The 17,931-nt window shown below is 41.2% G+C and carries 17 protein-coding genes; 5 read left to right on the forward strand and 12 right to left on the reverse strand.

Going from position 1 to position 17,931, the window contains the following annotated elements; genetic code table 11:
* Nucleotides 1-8: 8 nt before the first annotated feature.
* The 6 genes from Aso01_RS10490 to Aso01_RS10515 form a co-directional block, all read right to left on the reverse strand.
* Nucleotides 9-545 (reverse strand): F0F1 ATP synthase subunit delta, encoded by a 537-nt coding sequence (locus Aso01_RS10490; RefSeq protein ID WP_004941560.1) that lies wholly within the window; start codon nucleotides 543-545, stop codon nucleotides 9-11.
* Between the two features lie 11 nt (nucleotides 546-556).
* Nucleotides 557-1,027: a F0F1 ATP synthase subunit B gene (locus Aso01_RS10495; protein WP_004941564.1), complete on the reverse strand. Its 471-nt coding sequence runs from the start codon at nucleotides 1,025-1,027 to the stop codon at nucleotides 557-559.
* Between the two features lie 39 nt (nucleotides 1,028-1,066).
* A complete protein-coding gene (gene atpE, locus Aso01_RS10500; RefSeq protein WP_000424060.1) occupies nucleotides 1,067-1,312 on the reverse strand; it encodes a F0F1 ATP synthase subunit C in 246 nt (81 codons plus the stop codon).
* Nucleotides 1,313-1,396: 84 nt separating this feature from the next.
* Nucleotides 1,397-2,272 (reverse strand): F0F1 ATP synthase subunit A, encoded by an 876-nt coding sequence (gene atpB / locus Aso01_RS10505; RefSeq protein ID WP_004941567.1) that lies wholly within the window; start codon nucleotides 2,270-2,272, stop codon nucleotides 1,397-1,399.
* 102 nt (nucleotides 2,273-2,374) lie between these two features.
* Nucleotides 2,375-2,773: an ATP synthase subunit I gene (locus tag Aso01_RS10510; protein ID WP_004941569.1), complete on the reverse strand. Its 399-nt coding sequence runs from the start codon at nucleotides 2,771-2,773 to the stop codon at nucleotides 2,375-2,377.
* A gap of 172 nt (nucleotides 2,774-2,945) precedes the next feature.
* On the reverse strand, nucleotides 2,946-3,788 hold the full coding sequence (locus tag Aso01_RS10515) for a metal ABC transporter solute-binding protein, Zn/Mn family (RefSeq protein WP_004941571.1): 843 nt from the start codon (nucleotides 3,786-3,788) through the stop codon (nucleotides 2,946-2,948).
* 122 nt (nucleotides 3,789-3,910) lie between these two features.
* Between Aso01_RS10515 and Aso01_RS10520 the strand changes: the two genes are divergently transcribed.
* The 3 genes from Aso01_RS10520 to znuB are packed head-to-tail and all read left to right on the forward strand — an operon-like array spanning nucleotide 3,911 to nucleotide 5,991.
* A complete protein-coding gene (locus Aso01_RS10520) occupies nucleotides 3,911-4,408 on the forward strand; it encodes a transcriptional repressor (RefSeq protein ID WP_004941573.1) in 498 nt (165 codons plus the stop codon).
* Nucleotides 4,381-5,169 (forward strand): zinc ABC transporter ATP-binding protein ZnuC, encoded by a 789-nt coding sequence (gene znuC / locus Aso01_RS10525; protein WP_004941575.1) that lies wholly within the window; start codon nucleotides 4,381-4,383, stop codon nucleotides 5,167-5,169. Before Aso01_RS10520 ends, znuC begins: the two co-directional genes overlap by 28 nt.
* A gap of 3 nt (nucleotides 5,170-5,172) precedes the next feature.
* Entirely contained in the window at nucleotides 5,173-5,991 is an 819-nt protein-coding gene (znuB, locus tag Aso01_RS10530; RefSeq protein WP_004941578.1) for a zinc ABC transporter permease subunit ZnuB, read from the forward strand.
* A 10-nt stretch (nucleotides 5,992-6,001) separates the two neighbouring features.
* Here znuB and Aso01_RS10535 read toward each other — a convergent pair whose 3' ends face one another.
* Entirely contained in the window at nucleotides 6,002-6,628 is a 627-nt protein-coding gene (locus Aso01_RS10535; RefSeq protein WP_025095882.1) for a LysE family transporter, read from the reverse strand.
* 152 nt (nucleotides 6,629-6,780) lie between these two features.
* On the opposite strand from Aso01_RS10535, the gene Aso01_RS10540 reads away from it, so the two are divergent.
* A complete protein-coding gene (locus tag Aso01_RS10540) occupies nucleotides 6,781-7,704 on the forward strand; it encodes a Dyp-type peroxidase (RefSeq protein ID WP_004941581.1) in 924 nt (307 codons plus the stop codon).
* Between the two features lie 132 nt (nucleotides 7,705-7,836).
* Here Aso01_RS10540 and Aso01_RS10545 read toward each other — a convergent pair whose 3' ends face one another.
* The 5 genes from Aso01_RS10545 to Aso01_RS10565 form a co-directional block, all read right to left on the reverse strand.
* Nucleotides 7,837-8,205 carry a lysozyme inhibitor LprI family protein gene (locus Aso01_RS10545; RefSeq protein WP_004941585.1) on the reverse strand — a complete coding sequence of 123 codons (369 nt, stop codon included), beginning with the start codon at nucleotides 8,203-8,205 and terminating at the stop codon, nucleotides 7,837-7,839.
* A 704-nt stretch (nucleotides 8,206-8,909) separates the two neighbouring features.
* Entirely contained in the window at nucleotides 8,910-9,437 is a 528-nt protein-coding gene (locus Aso01_RS10550; RefSeq protein ID WP_004941586.1) for a hypothetical protein, read from the reverse strand.
* 17 nt (nucleotides 9,438-9,454) lie between these two features.
* Complete coding sequence (locus Aso01_RS10555; protein ID WP_004941588.1) at nucleotides 9,455-11,053, reverse strand: glycoside hydrolase family 19 protein; 1,599 nt, start codon at nucleotides 11,051-11,053, stop codon at nucleotides 9,455-9,457.
* Entirely contained in the window at nucleotides 11,050-13,923 is a 2,874-nt protein-coding gene (locus Aso01_RS10560) for a type VI secretion system Vgr family protein (RefSeq protein WP_004941590.1), read from the reverse strand. The genes Aso01_RS10555 and Aso01_RS10560 overlap by 4 nt, the downstream gene beginning before the upstream one ends.
* 151 nt (nucleotides 13,924-14,074) lie before the next feature.
* Complete coding sequence (locus Aso01_RS10565) at nucleotides 14,075-15,775, reverse strand: NAD-dependent malic enzyme (protein WP_004941592.1); 1,701 nt, start codon at nucleotides 15,773-15,775, stop codon at nucleotides 14,075-14,077.
* A 320-nt stretch (nucleotides 15,776-16,095) separates the two neighbouring features.
* On the opposite strand from Aso01_RS10565, the gene argS reads away from it, so the two are divergent.
* Nucleotides 16,096-17,889 (forward strand): arginine--tRNA ligase, encoded by a 1,794-nt coding sequence (argS, locus tag Aso01_RS10570; RefSeq protein WP_004941594.1) that lies wholly within the window; start codon nucleotides 16,096-16,098, stop codon nucleotides 17,887-17,889.
* Nucleotides 17,890-17,931 lie beyond the last annotated feature (42 nt).

Here is a 17,931-nt window from a genome sequence, read left to right on the forward strand (position 1 = left end):
TTTATGCATTATGCAAGAAGACGAGTCCGCATTTTTTCAAGCTTGTTCAGCGCAGAATCATCTATCACTTGATCGCCTGCACGAATAACAACACCTGCAATTAATGCAGGCTTCACTTCTACTGCGATCGTCACAGAGCTGTTATAACGCTTTTCGAGAGCAGTTTTTAACAGTTGTTCTTGTTCAGCAGACAATGGAAATGCCGATTCAATCACGACATCTACCACGTTGTTATTCTGTGATTTAAGCTCTTCGTATTCTTCTGCGATTTCTGGCAAAAGAATCAAACGATCATTATCAGCAAGAAGCGTCAAAAAATTTGACACTGCTTGTGATTGATCTTCACCTAAAATTTTAGCGAAAAGCTCAACTTGCTCCGAAGGAGTAAGTTCAGGACGATTCAAATAAGCGGAAAATGCTTCGTCTTGCACCGCTGCACTGAGCACTTGTAATGCTGTGGACCAGTTATCTGTCGCACCCTGCTCAGAAGCGTAAGCAAAAGCTGCTTTAGCGTACGGGCGTGCCAACGTCAAGAGTTCAGCCATACTTCCCTCGCTTAAAGTTTAGCAGCCAGCTGTTCAAGCATGGCAGCATGAGCTTGTTGATCAACTTGCTGGCTCAGAATTTTTTCTGCACCATCAACTGCCAAAGCAGCCACTTGTTGACGTAATTCTTCGCGAGCAGCATTGATTTCTTGATCAACAGTCTCTTTTGACTGTTGACGAATACGTTCACCTTCAGCAGTTGCTTGGGTGCGCGCTTCTTCAATCAATTGTGCTGCACGACGGTTCGCTTGTTCGATCAATTGAGCCGCTTGTGCTTTAGCAGCATCAAGCTCTTGCTTAACTTGCGCCTGAGCATCAGCGAGATCCGCCTTTGCTTTTTCAGCAGCATTTAAGCCATCAGCGATTTTGCGCTGACGCTCACTAATCGCATTGATTAGTGGTGGCCAAACGAATTTCATGCAGAATGCGACGAAAATCGCAAATGCAATCGCTTGACCAATCAATGTGAGGTTAATATTCATAGCAATTCCTCAAAATGGTGGATTTCGGAATTAAGATGATTAACCTACAAACGGATTAGCGAAGATGAAGAACAAGCCAATACCAACACCGATCATAGGCACAGCATCAAGAAGACCTGCGATTAAGAACATACGAGTTTGAAGTTGTGGAGCAAGTTCTGGTTGACGAGCAACAGCTTCTAAAAAGCGACCACCTAAAAGACCAAAACCAATCGCAGTACCTAAAGCACCGAAAGCGATCAAGATAGCAGATGCAATTGCAACTAGACCTAAAGTGAGTTCCATGAAAAATTCCTCAGAGGTTAGGTTATTACCAAATTAAACTAAAAATTGTACCTAGCTATCCCTATGATAACTAGGGATAAACCATTAATGCTTTTCGCTTGCCATGCTCAAGTATACGATGGTCAGCATCATGAAAATGAATGCCTGCAACGTGATGACGAGAATGTGGAAGATTGCCCAAGGCACGGACAATGCCCATTGAATCCAAAACGGTAAAAGTGCGATCAAGATGAAAATCAACTCACCCGCATACATGTTACCGAAAAGTCGTAGAGCCAATGAAATTGGTCGTGCAAGGAAAGTTACCAATTCCAGAATTAAGTTCACTGGAATCAACAACGCTTTTGCAACTGGGTTACTTGGGTTAAATGGGTTAAGTGCCAATTCACCAACAAATCCGCCAATGCCTTTCTCACGAATGCTGTAAAACAAAATCAGCACAAATACAGACAGCGACATACCTAGGGTAATGTTCGGGTCAGTAGATGGTACGATTTTGAAATAAACATGGTGAGGGTCCATGCCAAACACGTGTGCACCAATAATTTGAGCCAACATCGGCACCCAATCCACAGGGATAAGGTCCATCAAGTTCATGAGGAAAATCCACACAAAAATGGTCAAAGCAAGAGGCGCAATCAGACGTGATTTACCATGGAAGGTATCGCGAACGCTGGAATCAACAAACTCGATAATCATTTCGATTGCAGATTGGAATTTTGATGGCACATCCGCTTTTGCAGCTTTTGCAGCACACCAGAAAACCAAACAGAAAATGATACCAAGGCCGATTGACCAACCCATCGAGTCCAAGTGAATAGCAGAAAACCCCATTTCTTGAGCTTCTTTTGCATTCTCAGCCAATTTCCAAGTTCCGTCCGGCATTTTGCCATAGGTCAAATTGGTCAAGTGATGCTTGATATACTCTGTCGAAGTAAGGGCATGTTCTTCAGCAGCCATAAATCACACCTGGTCAATGTCAATTACTAAAAAGAGTAGACGAATCTCGCAAGCTGCTTGATATCTCGTCACACTCAAAAAATTTTTCAACTTTTGATGTGCCTAAACTCGTTTTTGTAGACGTGACACCCAAAACGGAGCGACCCACGACATGGCTTGAACGAGAATAAAACCACAAAACAATGCCACCGGTGATAACGGTTTGACGTTGCTTAAAATTAAAATAAATCCAACGATCACGATTGCAAATTTTCCCAATATGCCTCGATACATATTGGAGAGAACCTGTCTAGATGCTCTAGCTCCAGCTGCACGGAATGACTGCCAACAAAAATATACGTGTGCAATCCAGCATACAAAAGCCCCCAAAGCAGCACTTAGTGCAGCAGTTGAGTCTTTCACTCCCCATGCAATCAAGCTAGAAACAGGGATCATTAATGCTTGTAAGAAGACCATTGCTTTCGCTAATCGTCGGTCAATCAAGCGACTAGGTCGGCTCATTGTTTATCCACTCACAGCATGAATGCTTGACAAGTTTCGCAGTTGATCGTTTTTAATCGCAGGCATTATAGAGCCCACCCCCTAAACATGCAATCATTTCCCGACCTAAGTCATGTTTTTTTCTAAGATTGCTTCGCGCTTCAAGAGTGGGAAGCGCTTCACAATAATGTGCTTATTTGCTTGCTGTTTGCACACATTTCACGGTTTGACTGGCCAGTTTCTGCCAAGCGACGACAAAGTCATTTTCACCTGTCAGACTTTCGTCTACCGACTCAAAGACAATTGGGCTAAGTTTTTGATATTGGTTTTTGCTGGCATGTGCTTCGGCCATGAGGCACATTCTCTCACTTGGACGGTTGTCATTTAAGTATTTGATTTGACCTACTGTTGGTGCTACATGTGGATCATCCGTCAGTGCACCGGCAAATTTAAGATTCAGTGAGCGCTCTAGATATTGGTAGGCATCGTGATACGACCAGTAAGGTTTTGGAGCGGCAGTACTGTTGTACTTTTGCGCAGCCTGTAGCATGTCTCGGGCAAATAAGCGTGCGTTATTCCAGTATTTGGTTTTGTTTTCTGGCATTTGCTGCGAGCGTAATGCCGCAATAAAGAAGCCAATGCGTACCGCATTATTAGGATCGAGCCATACGTGCGTATCGATCGTATTGGCAATCGGCACCCCACGCGTGGTTCGTTGCGGGAGTGATGTGCCAATCTGGGAGTTAATGATGGAAACTGCTTTTGCGTTATTGTCGAGCAATTTAGCCAAAGGTGCTTCATGCGCCTTACCCAACCAGATCACCAAAGACGCATCTTGTATGGCTTTGCGGTGTGCAGGCATCAACTGAACGTCATGCCCGGATTGATTGCTTAATAATAGTTGTGGTTCTTCCACGCCTGCCGTAATTTTTTGGGCAATCAAATATAAAGGATGAGTAGATACCACCAAGGGACCTTGTGCCCAACTGGCAGCACTTAAAAGAGTCAAACAACAAATCAGCACAAAACGCAACATGAGCAAATTAAAACCTAGATCTGGAACTGTGTTATACTATAACAAAATTGCAAAAATTCCTAAGCCTAATCGTAACATCTATGAGTTCATGTTAATATTTGATAAAACTACGAGGTTGTCTTATGAGCTCCTGTTCCCACGAACATCACAATGCATTACATGGGGTCCATGACCATCACAATGTAGCTGCGCGTCTGGCTGAAGCAGAAAGCTTATGTGCCGCAGCGGGAGCACGCTTAACACCATTACGTAAAGAAGTTCTGGAACTGATCTTAAATGCATCGGGTCCGATGGGTGCCTACGACTTGCTTGCGAAAATTAAAAGCGATTCTGACCGCCCTGCTGCCCCGCCGACAGTTTACCGAACGTTGGATTTTTTACTTGAAAAAGGTCTGATTCATCGTTTGACGTCAATCAATGCCTATATTCCTTGTTGTCATCCACGTGAAGGGCATCAGGCTGCATTCCTGATTTGTACCGAATGTCATGTGGTAAAAGAAGCATCTTCTCAAGGCCTTACCAGCCAACTCAATCAGCTGGCCGCCTCTGATCAGTTCAGTGCGCAGCATACGATTATTGAAATTTCTGGAAAATGTCAGCAGTGCACCCAGCCGCGTTAACCTCTGAGCTTATTCGCTTAGATGGAATTTTTGTTCATCGCGATGACAGAGATATCCTTAAAAATATTGACTTTGCCTTGCATCAAAATGAAATTGTGACCTTGATTGGTCCCAACGGTGCAGGAAAGTCGACTTTAATTAAAGTATTACTGGGCATTACCAAGCCCACGCAAGGCAAAATCCGCACCGCCAAAAAACTCAAGATGGCCTATGTGCCACAAAAATTCAATCCTTCACACAGTTTACCGCTGCGGGTAAAAGATCTGCTCGACCTAGAAAAGTGCAGTAAGTCGTTACGGGATGAAATTGTTCAAGATACGGGCATTGCCAAATTGCTTTTAGCTAAAGTACAGCAATTGTCTGGCGGTGAACGACAACGTGTGCTGTTAGCACGTGCGTTATTGCGTCAACCGGATATTTTGGTTCTGGATGAGCCGATGCAAGGTCTCGATATTCAGTCAGAGGCCGAGCTTTATGATTACGTACGTAGTCTTCCCGAGCGCTATGGCTGCGCTATTTTGATGGTGTCGCATGACTTACAGTGGGTCATGCAAGGTACACAGCGCGTGATCTGCCTCAACAAACATATTTGTTGTAGCGGCTTGCCTGAAAGTGTTCAGCAACATCCTGAATACTTGGCAATTTTTGGCGGTCAGCGCGTGCCCTATCAACATCATCACGATCATTGTGCCCATGGCGACCATGTGGAGCCTTGTGCACATCTTGATCACCCTCATATTCATCCCGAACCGGAAGCTTAATCCATGACCGAGTGGCTACAACTCCTCCTTCCCGCATGGACGATGGGCACTTTACTGGTATTTTTGACCGCGCCGTTGGGCTGTCTGATGCTGTGGCGCAGAATGTCCTTTTTTGCAGACACCATGGCCCACGGCACGTTACTCGGTGTTGCGGTGGCAGGTGCTCTGAGTTTACCGTTATGGTTTGGCGTCACCCTGCTGGCTTTGTTGCTGGTGGGTATTTTATGGGTCTTACATGATCCACGCTTACCCAACGATGCTTTACTGGCATTGTGTTCAGCGACGCTACTCTGCTCAGGATTATTGTTTATTCAATATTTACCTAGCTTACGCCCTGAATTGCTCAGCTACTTATTTGGCGACCTGCTCACCATTAGCTGGGATGAGTTACCAATCTTTGTGATCGTGATTGGTTTTGCACTGTGCATTTTGTATCGGTATTGGCAAGCACAAATTCAGATCGCGATTGATCCAGATATCGCCATTAGTGAAGGTGTAAATGCCAAATGGCAACGCTTGATTTTCATGTTGCTGTTGGCCTTATTTACAGTGCTTGCGCTACGTGCTGTAGGTTCTCTGCTGATGGGCGCTTTACTGGTTATTCCAGCCTTGACGGCACGTCTGGTGGCGCACTCCCCTAAACAAATGGTGATCTGGGCATTTGTGTTTGCTCAACTGGGTGTGAGTATTGGACTCTGGTCCAGCGCGGGCTTAAACATTGCCACAGGCTTAAGTATTGTAATTTGTATGTCGATGTTGTTTATCGCAATTTTTCTGGTTCAAAAAATTAAGGCGCGCCGTCAGCAACCCAAATATTTATAAGTATCAGGGTTTAGTGTGTTTGATTGACCATGCTCAGCAAGAGCGCTGCACCACTAAACATCACCGCAAAGCTGCGATTGAGATATTTTTGCTGTCGTGGTGAGCGTAATAAGCGCAGTACCTTGGCAGCCAATCCGGTATATCCTGCCATTACAATCAAATCGATCAGCACCATGGTTAGGGCCATAATGCCGTACTGTGGTGCTTGCGGGCGCGCTAGATCAATAAATTGTGGCAATACCGCGAGCAAGAACACGATCGCTTTTGGATTACTGATATTGACAACAAAACCCTTAAGAATCAGACGCTGACGAGAAATTTCAAGTTGCTCGGAATGAATCTGAATCGATTGAACAGGCGCCGTCCACTGCAAATAGGCCAAATAGAGCAAATAACCGATTCCAAACCATTTCACCAGTAAAAAAGCCCACGGTGTTGTGGTAAACAGTACGCCCACACCGGCTGCAACGATTCCAATTTGCACCAAAAGTGCTAACTGTAGGCCAAGTGCGTTCCAATAGCCACGACGAAAGCCGTAATTCAAACCACTCGACATTGAGGCGATCGCACCTGCGCCGGGAGATAGACTAATCACCCAACACGCCAGCATATAGCCTATCCAAACTTGAAATGACATAACCTGAACATAAAGCAAAAATGGGATTATACCTGTTGTATGAATCCGATTCTAATCATCGATAAAAATATCGCTACCGCGTATTTAATATGCATAAAAGATACGGCACAATAGAGAAATATTGAATTTAAATAATGCTTTAGGAGTTACTGGTGACTGCTCAATCTGTCATTCTCCCCCTACCCTCAGATCATGCGCGTTTTATTGTTTTAAACTTGGGTAGCTTGTCGGTAGAAGGCTTAAAGAAACAATTACAGGCTTTATTGACAACCCGCGATCGATTGATCACACAACATCCCAATGCGCAGATCAAAACAGGTGTAGCATTTGGTGCAGCTTTGTGGAAACAGCTTTATACACAGACTCCTGAAGGGTTTAAGACACTTGAACCGATTCACGGTGCTTTTCATATGCCCGCAGTGCCCGCCGATCTCCTCATTCATATTGCCAGTACTCGTGCAGATATCTGTTTTGCTTTAAGTCAGGCTTTTTTTGAGGGCATACAGGATCAAGTAGAAGTTTTGGATGAACGTGTATGCTTTAGATACTTCGATGGTCGCGATATCACGGGCTTTATAGATGGCACTGAAAATCCACAGTTTCCAGACGATCGTGCAGAAACAGCATTACTGGGTGATCAACATACAATTTTTACAGATGGAAGTTTTGTTTTCGCACAGCGTTATGCGCATGACCTTGAAAAGTGGAAAAAACTCAAAGTTGATGCGCAAGAACAGGTGATGGGGCGCACCAAACTGGAATCTATTGAACTTGATGACGATGTAAAACCAGATAATGCCCATGTTGCACGAACAGTGGTAGAAGATGAGGAAGGTGAAGAATTAGAAATTCTGCGCCATAGCCTGCCTTATGGCGATGGAAAAGGCGATCAAGGTTTATTTTTTATTGCCTATACCAAAGACCTGAGCAGAATTGATCAAATGCTAGAGCGTATGTTTGGAACCAGTGGCGATGGTATTCATGACCGACTGCTGCATTTTGTGACACCACTGGATGGTGCGTATTATTTTGCACCGAGTGAAGAGATGTTGGAGGGTGTTTTGGAGGATAAATAGTTATCTTTCATCCAGTCTGAATCATAGTCTTGAAACAATTAAGAAAAACCTCGTTTGTTTTAATTAAGGTTTTTCTTAATTTTAACAAGCTAATTAATTCTATATTTAAATATAACAAATCATATCTATTACTTAATAATTCTTTAAGAATAAAATTCGCTCTTTTGTCATTTTTGTTTGGCATGCTAATGCCTCGAAATGACTTTCTCGTCCGTACTCTTCTTCATTTGCAACACATAAATTTTCTTTCTTCTTAATCCAATTTCTTTGAGATATTTTCAACTTGATTCTATCTTTTTCAGATAATTTTTCCATTTTTTTCTGATAAATAAAATTTAAATCTTTATCGACTTTTTTAAACTCAATGAGAAAACAATTTAATATATCATTAAAAACCACACTATTAGGTTTACATGTCACAATATCTTGATCTGCATGAACACACGAAGACATCAAAACTGATAAAATTAAAATTTTTACTTTCTTATTCAAATTTAGCATATTCTTAATCTTATAATTTTGATAATATTAAAAAACTTAGAACCATCCAATTCAAGAAAATTACTTAATAAATAATTACAATTAATATAAATAAGATTCAAAAATAATTAAGAAAAAATATTTATTTTTTCAAAATTTCATATATATTTAAGCAAATACAATTACAGAAAATTTATATTTTTTAAATTTATTTCATAATTATAAATTCTAGAAAATTCAGTAATCTTTTTACTCTTAAAGTTTAAGTAATCAACGCTATACAAAACACAACCTTGGGGCATAAATACATACTTACCAGTATTTTTTCCATTAATCAACTCATTCATAGTATAATAAACCTCTGGCTTTTCTTCAGTATCATCGCCATATTCTTTCTTTATAATTTCCGAAATTTTTATAGATTTCAAATAAGGATAGTATTTAACTTCACTAATATTTGGATAATTTTTAGAAACTAATAAAATTGAATTTTTTCAATTTGACAAACAAAAATTGTTGTCTTTCGAGTTAGCATTAAAACTAAGCAAAAAAGCAAGTAAAAATAAATACTTAAATTTCATAAATTTTCAGTCCTTAGCTTTGTAAATCCTTTTGCTCTATCTGCACCATACCCATCTATTTCTATATCTAATTTTTCTCTTTCTGAGTTAATCCAAAGAAAATTTTTAAATATTTTCATTTACCAAATATTAAAATTATCATTTTCAATAGTTTTTATCCAACCATTCTTTTATTGAAGCAATATTTTTATAATTGTAATAAACTCTCCCCTCAGCCATACCTTCAAATCCTTCTGATTTTTCATCAAATATATGAGTTATATTTTCCAATAAAACCTGATTGTTTGAATCAATTTGATAAAAATTAACCTTATAAACAAAACCTTCCATTTGTGGACTACAGCAATAATATGCAGAATTAAGAGTTATTAATAATGGCTGTTTATTTTTTTTCGACTTATATATACTAACAGCTAAAAGCTGAGGATCTTCCTTAGCAGCAAAATCATAATATTCATTCAAAAATTTTGTCTTTTTTGAATTCCCAATATAACTTTTTAAATATATGCCTTTATCAGATTTACACGTATAATTATAAAATTTATAATCATTTTTCTTAAAAACACTCAAATTTATTGTTTCTTTCTTATCACACTTATCACCCGCAATTAAATTAGAAGAATATATTATTGAAAATACAATCAAAAGAACACTTATTAGTTTTTTTTTCATCTTGTAAAAACTCCTAGTTAAATAAAAATCTTGATTGCCAGAGCAAAATGTGTACGACGTTGAGAGTATGAGTCTGTAGCTTTATTAATTACTTTTGTAATAGCATCCACTTGTGCTCCAGTAGTTCCTTTATCAGCTATCTCATATAACTTATATTTTAACCAAAATCTAATAGCTGATCTAACTGCATATTTTGGTTGTTCAATTAATTTTGGGTTCTTTACAAAATCTACTTTTTCATCCGACCATATTGTCGAGTACATATTAGTTAAATCTTGATAATTATTTTTCCCTGTTAACTGTTTCAACCCCCTGCCCAGATATTTCCAACCATCACCAGGCGATGTATTACCTAACTTATATTGTGCATCTCGATAGTTATCATCATACATACGATTTGCAATTACTTCGCCATTTGCGGGTCCTTTTTCCTTTTTATACCCATCAATTTCAGCTTGTTTCGGGTGCGTTTTATAATATCCAATTTGCTTCAATGCCGTAGCACCCATATATTCAACTTGTTCTCTCAATGAGAAAGATGCTCCTACCTCTTGTCTAACTTGCGCCATAAAATGAGCTTGTCTTAAACGAGTATTCAATTTATAGCCTATTAAATCTCTATTCAATTCATCTAAAATTGGTTGCATTTTCGAAACTGATGCTTTTGGCCACATTTTTTTCATTTGATTCATCGTGATCAATATATCTTCTGAAATTTTCTTATCGATTTCTGGCTCATCCAGTTTTGTATTGCCCTTCGTTATATCAACATCTAAATGCAGCTCAAGAGACTTATTTTTCATTCGTCTGGCAAAATACGATATTGGTTTTAAGGGCTTTCCATCTGGTTTATACACTACAAATTCTAATTTTTGTCCGATCATACTTTGTAGTGGTAGCCTCCCATTAGATATACTGTAAAGCTGCTTCTTTCCACTTTCCAAAATCAACATTTCCAGATGTGTCTTTTCTACAATGTAGTCATTTCCATCTCGATCTAAAATTTTAATTGTAGTACTACTTTTAAAGTTAGCATAAGGTTCGTCTAACTTTATAATACTTGGCTGTATCGCTCCATTGCCTGAATTACCTGAAAAATTAAGTTGAAATTCATCCTTAGAAGTCAATACAAGAACTTCTATATCACGATGAGGAGAGGATAGAACTTCTACAATGCCATCGTCATTCGTATACTTATCGGGTGAATTTCCTTTGCCCTTTGGTCGCGACTGAACAGGAAAGTTCTTCATAACTTTTCCATTACTATCTGTGATCTTAAAGACTGTACTTACAATCCCTTTGGCGGGCTTGGGCTGATTGACTTGATTATATTCAGCAATTGTTTTAGGTAATTGAACCTTAACTGGATGAGTTCGTGATGAAAATATAGAAGAATTGATGGTCTTAAATACAGTAAAATCTTTTTGTTTAGGGGGCCTAGCCAAAATCTCAATCGTGCGATTTGGAGAAGCTTGAAATACAAACACCCCTTGATCATTGGTTTTCTGCATATTGACTTTTGATGAGCCTTTATATCTTGACTGGACTTCAAGATTAGCGAAATAACTCCCAGATTTATCATAAAATCTAGTTGTAATCGTAATTAGATTGCTCATGGATGAAGATCCCCTTCTGTATAAACATCACCAGATTCACTTTCATTGTTGAGGGCTTCTTCCAGTAGTTCATCTGTATTTTCTTGATCAGATATTTCCTGCTTCATATGAATATAATCTGAGTTAAATGCTAATGCTGTAAACTCTGTTTCCTGTGAAGTATAAAATCGCAGAGAACTTATATTATTATCAGTATCAAGCTGGTCTGATTTTGTTTTTATGACGTTGTTATTTTTGTTATCTAAAATAAAAATTTCTTTTGTTCCTTCAGATTTTATATTCCAATTGTAATTAACTTTATTGCTGTAGAGTGTCTTTGCAGTAGGTAAACTAACCTTAGGAGCAACAACATTAGCACCACTCTCAAACCTATGCTGTCCCGCTTTAGCTTTGAATAATCCACCTGTTTTAAATAAAATATTATTTCCTATTTCAATTTGAGAACTCCCCCCTGTTAATATAATTTTTTTTGGACTGTTAATGTGAATAGTATCTTCAGTTGATATGACTCGAACTTCTTTTTTGGCTATTAAATCTATACCATCCGACTGAGCTTGTGCTTCAATTTTTTGCTTTGCAGCAATTATCTCGATACCCGCTTTTGCAGCGAATAAGCTCATTCTATTTTGTGCATGAGCAATAAGATTATTTTGAGTACTGAAATTGATACTTTCTTCTACATAATGACTTATTTGTCCGTCAGCACTCAGATAGATGTCTGCATTACTGCTTAAGGCAATACTATCTGGAGCACTTAGAATCATCATCGCCTGTTTGAAAGCCGTGGCCTTACTCTTGTCTTCTTGTTCAATTTGTTCTACGAACTGTTTTAGCTTATCTAATCCTTCAAGTGGGTCAGTCTGCTGATTGTTCGCCACTTCACTTAAAGCTTTAACATTATTCAAATTGCCATTCAACTGATGGCTAGCTTCTTTGGCACTCAGATGCTGACTCTGCGCTTGTTCCTGCGCATAAGTACTAATGAGCATACCCTTGCCAGCACGAACCGCCCCATAATGATCAGTTCTCAGTTCAAAACCTTCTCCACGCCCCTGACTGGTTTCTTCGTTCTTTGGGTGGCTCAGATTGCCCAAATTCAATTGGCTATTACCATGACTGCTTTGTAGTTGTGCACTAATTTGACCCGTTGTGTCATCAAAACGTAGCTGATTAAATCCGCTTCCTGCGACTTCTTTGGAGCGAATTCCACTCAGGTTTCGTGTGGCAGGCAACTGGCCTTTTACATCAAATTTTGTAGGCGAGCGTTGTCCTTCATGGATACGCCCAATCACAAATGGCCGATCGACGTGACCATCAAAGAAATCGATGACCACCAATTCGCCTACACGCGGTAAAAATCTGGCGCCATATTGCTCACCAGCCCATGGTGTGAGCACATCGACCCAAGCCGAATCTGTATCATTTTCGTTCGAGCCCGCACCGGTATCATGCGCATGGTCTTCTGCTCGGGTAAATAAAAACCGAACCTTAATGCGCCCCCATTCATCCACGTGAATTTCTTCATTTTCCGATCCGACCACCCTTGCTCGCTGTGGATATACGGCGGGACGATGCACCAAAGGCTGATAATCGGGCACTAACTTGATTTGACGACGAATCAAGGACAACTGATTACCTTGACGCTCCTGATTTTGTAAAAAATTTAATGTTGAAGCTGGTTGAAGCCGTTCAACCTGCTGTTGCAGTGCTTTGGGCAAATTATTCTGATTGTAAAATTGCTTTTCATAAATCAAAAATTGTCGGTCTGCGCGCTCATGCGTATCTATTTCGGGATGTCCCGTCAGCTCAAACCAGTATCCGACCTGCGCGTCACGTACGCTGCTATGTGCAGTAAAATATTTGGCCTGAAATTCTTGATAGGCGGTCATATTCTGATTCAGTTTTTCGATTTGCTGCGCACTAGAAATGGTTGCTTGATCGGCACCTGTTAAATCGGTTGTCCATGCAGGTTCGATCGACCAAGCCTGCTCTAGACTTAAACTTTCGTTACTGTGCTGTTCACTGTGCAGATGCGCACTTTGAATCGATCCGTTTCCTTCATCTTGAATCAAGGCATCGGCTTGCCAGCGTTGTAGATATGTCGCGGTAGATTGTAATTGGCGATGCGCAACAAGCTGTGTCATGCTGTCAAAATATTCGGTGGCATGGCTGCGATGAAAACGAATCACTCCACGCTCAAGGGCTAAAAATGGCTGATTGTGATCAATCAATCGTAGTTTTTGAGGCGCCATTTCTTGCAAAGCATGTGCAACCACAACATGTTTTTCATCCACCAACCAGTTTATCCCTTCACTTCGCCATAAACGCGTGAGAAATTCATAGTCAGTTTCATTCATTTGTATACTGAGCGGGCGAATATCGTAGTCTTGGCTCAGACCGCTCAAATCAAGCGTTAAACTTGCTGCAAACAAGCGACTTTTACTTTGCCATTCTTTAAACAGAATTTCGCTGATTTCGGGTACACTTTTATTGATAAATACACGGCTGTTCCGCCGCTTATGCCAAAGTGCAGTCGGATCTTGTAAAGTCAGCGTGTAAATAGTTAGTGCACCATCACTTTGCCCTTGTGTTGCACGGGTAATAATGCCAGATGTTCTGGCGAGCGCACCGCTATCGGTCACTTGATCGACCGCCACCCGACATCCAATAAATTGTTTTAATGCGATGTGCGCATTGGTGGAAAGACAAGTCAGCTCAACACTTAAGCCATCATTTAGGGCATGTTTTCCCTCAATCCGCTGTAAAAAAACCTGCGCATTTAAGGCAGCATGACTAAATTGTACATGCACAGCACGTTTTAATGCCCCCAGCCCGAGCTGTTCTAACACCCCATTCATATTGCTTAACATGATCTAAATTCGTTTTTTAGTTTTATTGATATCAATTGCAAGTCATTCTAAAAAATACAGACCGTTTCGTCTACAGTTATTCTATACGGCCCAATAAAAAACCCCACATTCGACTTGGCAAATGTGGGGTTCAGGCTTGATCTATATTCGATTAGAACGGTACGCGTTTATAAGTACGGTATTCAGGCTTCCAAAATTCTTTTTCGATATTGGCAAGCAAGACCTCATCGGGGATATTCAGTGCAACACCGTCTTCAATTGCCGCTTGAGCAACCTTAAATGCAATACGCTTCGATACCGCCTGAATCTCTGAAATCGCAGGCAAAAGATCGGCGTTTGGATCATTTAACAACGGCGAACAATCGGCCAAGGCATTGCTGGATGCCATCAACATATTGTCAGTTACCCGTTTAGCCCCAGAAGCAATCACCCCCAGACCAATCCCTGGGAAGATATACGAGTTATTACACTGTGAAATATTGTAGAGCTTGCCTTGATAATTTACAGGTGCAAACGGACTGCCGGTTGCAATGAGGGCTTTGCCATCTGTCCACTGAATAATATCTGCTGGCACGGCTTCAACACGTGACGTCGGGTTCGACAAAGGCATCACGATTGGGCGCTCTGAATTTTCATTTAGTGCACGGATCACTTCTTCAGTGAAAAGTCCCGGCTGCCCCGAAACACCAATTAACACCGTCGGTTTAGCATTTTGAACCACATCGAGGAGTGATATCACCTCTTCCACATTACCCCAAGCCGAGACAGTGTCTGCTTTTTGTGCCAGCTTGCGCTGGAAGTCGAGTAAGTTGGGTTGGTTTTCTGTGATTAAACCAAAACGATCCACCATAAAGACACGTGCACGAGCCTCATCATCGCTTAGACCTTCAGCCACCATTTGTGCCACAATCTGCTCGGCAATACCACAGCCTGCAGACCCAGCGCCTAAAAAGGCAATTTTCTGATCTTTCAGCTCTTTACCTGCCGCACGACTTGCTGCAATCAGGCTACCGACTGAAACCGCAGCAGTGCCTTGAATATCGTCGTTGAAGCAGCAGAATTTATCTCGGTACTTGGTCAACAATGGCATTGCATTTTTTTGTGCAAAATCTTCAAACTGAATTAAAGCATCTGGCCAACGACGGCGAATAGCAGTCAGAATCTGATCCACAAACTCATAGTATTCATCGCCACTGATACGTGGTTGACGCCAGCCCATATAAATTGGGTCGTTTAGCAATTGTTGATTGTTGGTTCCCACGTCAATGGTAATCGGCAACGTATAAGCAGGACTGATACCACCACATGCCGTATACAGCGACAGTTTACCAATCGGGATCCCCATACCGCCAATACCTTGGTCACCTAGACCCAAAATTCGTTCGCCGTCAGTGATCACAATCACCTTCACATTGCGTTTATTGACGTTTTGCAAAATATCGTCGATATGCTCACGGTCTGGATAAGAAATGAAGACACCACGATGACGACGGTAAATATCCGAAAACTCCTGACACGCCTCGCCCACGGTTGGCGTATAGATAATTGGCATCATTTCTTCCAGATGATCGTTGATCAAACGGTAAAAAAGTGTCTCGTTGGTGTCTTGAATATTTCGTAAATAAATATGCTTGTTGATCGCGTCGTTAAATGTTTCATATTGTTGGTACGAGCGCTGGCTTTGTTCTTCGATAGTTTCGATCACATGAGGAACTAAACCGTGCAAATTAAAATGGCTACGCTCTTCCTGAGTAAAAGCCGATCCCTTATTGAGAAGTGGGAGTTCGAGGAGGGTATATCCTGCATAAGGAATATAGAGGGGGTGTTTATTCGTATTGGTTTCAGCTGTCATTGCCTATCTCGTGTTTAGGGACTATTGCCCTAAAGGTTACTCGTCTATTTATCTACTGCTATAGCTTAAGCGTTTTTTAGGCAAAACAGGTATTTCGAAAATTTATAATGATATCGTTTACATTCAGCGCTCAAATAAGATTTACTTCATAATCCAATTTTATTGTTTTTATTGCCTGAAAAATCCAAATTGATCGGTCTATGGCAAAGCGCCCACTTTGATTGTCGGGAAATACAAGAATCCGAACAAGACCCTCACCTAAATCAGTCAAAATTTGCTATATTGGGCGTTTTTCTGCGACACATTCCTTTTAGATCGATATGAATACCGCCATACAAGCCGCTTTGGATCATGCAGTGCAGTCTCTTCAACACGAAGGGATTCTTCCATCAGATTGGATCAACAACAGTATTTTGACGCGTACCAAAGACCGAAGTCACGGTGACTTTGCATCCAATATTGCAATGGTTGGCGCAAAGGCGGCAGGAATGAAACCTCGTGATCTTGCAGAAAAGATCATGGCAGCATTGCCAGAAGTGGCGGACATCAGTAAAGCCGAAATCGCAGGCCCAGGATTTATCAATTTCTTTTTAAATGCCGATCAACGCTTTGCTGTGCTGGATCAAATTCAAGCGCAAGGGTCGAAGTTTGGTCAGACTCAAGTCAATGCCGCAAAAAAAGTACAAGTCGAGTTTGTATCGGCAAACCCAACCTCAAGCCTGCATGTGGGCCACGGCCGTGGTGCAGCCTACGGCATGACTGTTGCCAATTTGCTTGAAGCAACAGGTGCCCAAGTTGATCGTGAATATTACGTCAACGATGCGGGCCGTCAGATGGACATTTTGGCGACATCGACCTACTTACGTTATTTAGAATTACTTGGTCAATCTCTGGTTTTCCCTAAAAACGCCTATCAAGGCGACTACGTTAAAGAAATCGCACAAAGCATTATCGATCAAGACGGCGATGCTTACGTACACCCTGTTGCAGCGGTGTACCACGATGTGCCTGAAGATGTTCAGTTCGCAGCAGAACTCGATGCAGAGGGCAATAAAGTCGTTGTTTCTGGGGACAAAGAAAAACATATTGATGGCTTGATTGCCAATGCACAGCGCCTGACAGGTGAAGGCTATCGCGTGTTTCATCAAGCGGCACTCAAAGCCATCTTAGATGACATTAAAGATGACCTTGAAGAGTTCGGTGTGACCTTTAATCAATGGTTTAGTGAAGCATCACTAAATCAAAAAATTGATGAAGCGTTACAAACACTCGATCAACGCGGCTTTTTATACGAAAAAGACGGCAACATCTGGTTTAAATCGACTGAATTTGGCGACGAGAAAGATCGTGTGGTCAAACGTCGTAACGGTCAAACCACCTACTTTGCTTCAGACATTGCTTATCATCTTGATAAATTACAACGTGGCTATACCGATATTGTCGATATCTGGGGTTCAGATCACCACGGCTATATCGCACGTGTGAAAGCTGCAATTGATGCCATGGGCTTTGATTCATCTAAACTGACCGTATTGCTGGTACAGTTTGTGAGCTTGTGGCGTGGCGGTGAAATGGTACAGATGTCATCACGTTCTGGACAATTTGTGACCTTGCGTGAACTGCGTGAAGAAGTCGGTAACGATGCCGCACGCTTTTACTATGTAATGCGCAAATCGGAACAACACATCGACTTCGATTTGGATTTGGCCGTATCGCAAAGCAAAGACAATGCCGTGTATTACATCCAGTATGCGCACGCCCGTATTTGCCGTATGTTGGAAAAAGCACACAGCAACCAGATCGCGTTTGACCGCACACAGGCTCGTCCATTGGCAGAGCGTTTAAACCTCGATGCCGAAACGGAAATTCTGGCCAAACTGGCTGCTTACCCAGACATTTTGGTACGTGCTGCAAATGCCTACGAACCGCATCAGATTGGCAACTATTTAAAAGAATTGGCAGCGCTGTTCCATGGCTGGTACAACGAGCACAAAGTCTTGAATGACGACGATCAAGCGCTTACACAAGCACGTTTATTGCTTTCAGTAAACGTACAGCAAGTTTTACGCAACGGCTTAGAATTGCTGGGTGTATCTGCACCAGAGAGCATGTAAGTTCGCTGATTGAACGCGATCTGAGACGCTGTATTACAAAGA

This window comes from Acinetobacter soli (genome assembly GCF_000760595.1).
Taxonomy (GTDB): domain Bacteria; phylum Pseudomonadota; class Gammaproteobacteria; order Pseudomonadales; family Moraxellaceae; genus Acinetobacter; species Acinetobacter soli.

Excerpts from the sequence above, each read along its gene's own strand:
- Aso01_RS10550 (WP_004941586.1), bottom strand. The coding sequence starts at position 9,437 with ATGAAAAAAAAACTAATAAGTGTTCTTTTGATTGTATTTTCAATAATA.
- Aso01_RS10535 (WP_025095882.1), bottom strand. The coding sequence starts at position 6,628 with ATGTCATTTCAAGTTTGGATAGGCTATATGCTGGCGTGTTGGGTGATT.
- atpE (WP_000424060.1), bottom strand. The coding sequence starts at position 1,312 with ATGGAACTCACTTTAGGTCTAGTTGCAATTGCATCTGCTATCTTGATC.
- Aso01_RS10495 (WP_004941564.1), bottom strand. The coding sequence starts at position 1,027 with ATGAATATTAACCTCACATTGATTGGTCAAGCGATTGCATTTGCGATT.
- Aso01_RS10545 (WP_004941585.1), bottom strand. The coding sequence starts at position 8,205 with ATGCTAAATTTGAATAAGAAAGTAAAAATTTTAATTTTATCAGTTTTG.
- znuB (WP_004941578.1), top strand. The coding sequence starts at position 5,173 with ATGACCGAGTGGCTACAACTCCTCCTTCCCGCATGGACGATGGGCACT.
- Aso01_RS10555 (WP_004941588.1), bottom strand. The coding sequence starts at position 11,053 with ATGAGCAATCTAATTACGATTACAACTAGATTTTATGATAAATCTGGG.
- Aso01_RS10490 (WP_004941560.1), bottom strand. The coding sequence starts at position 545 with ATGGCTGAACTCTTGACGTTGGCACGCCCGTACGCTAAAGCAGCTTTT.
- Aso01_RS10510 (WP_004941569.1), bottom strand. The coding sequence starts at position 2,773 with ATGAGCCGACCTAGTCGCTTGATTGACCGACGATTAGCGAAAGCAATG.
- argS (WP_004941594.1), top strand. The coding sequence starts at position 16,096 with ATGAATACCGCCATACAAGCCGCTTTGGATCATGCAGTGCAGTCTCTT.
- Aso01_RS10515 (WP_004941571.1), bottom strand. The coding sequence starts at position 3,788 with ATGTTGCGTTTTGTGCTGATTTGTTGTTTGACTCTTTTAAGTGCTGCC.
- Aso01_RS10560 (WP_004941590.1), bottom strand. The coding sequence starts at position 13,923 with ATGTTAAGCAATATGAATGGGGTGTTAGAACAGCTCGGGCTGGGGGCA.
- atpB (WP_004941567.1), bottom strand. The coding sequence starts at position 2,272 with ATGGCTGCTGAAGAACATGCCCTTACTTCGACAGAGTATATCAAGCAT.
- Aso01_RS10565 (WP_004941592.1), bottom strand. The coding sequence starts at position 15,775 with ATGACAGCTGAAACCAATACGAATAAACACCCCCTCTATATTCCTTAT.
- znuC (WP_004941575.1), top strand. The coding sequence starts at position 4,381 with ATGTCAGCAGTGCACCCAGCCGCGTTAACCTCTGAGCTTATTCGCTTA.
- Aso01_RS10520 (WP_004941573.1), top strand. The coding sequence starts at position 3,911 with ATGAGCTCCTGTTCCCACGAACATCACAATGCATTACATGGGGTCCAT.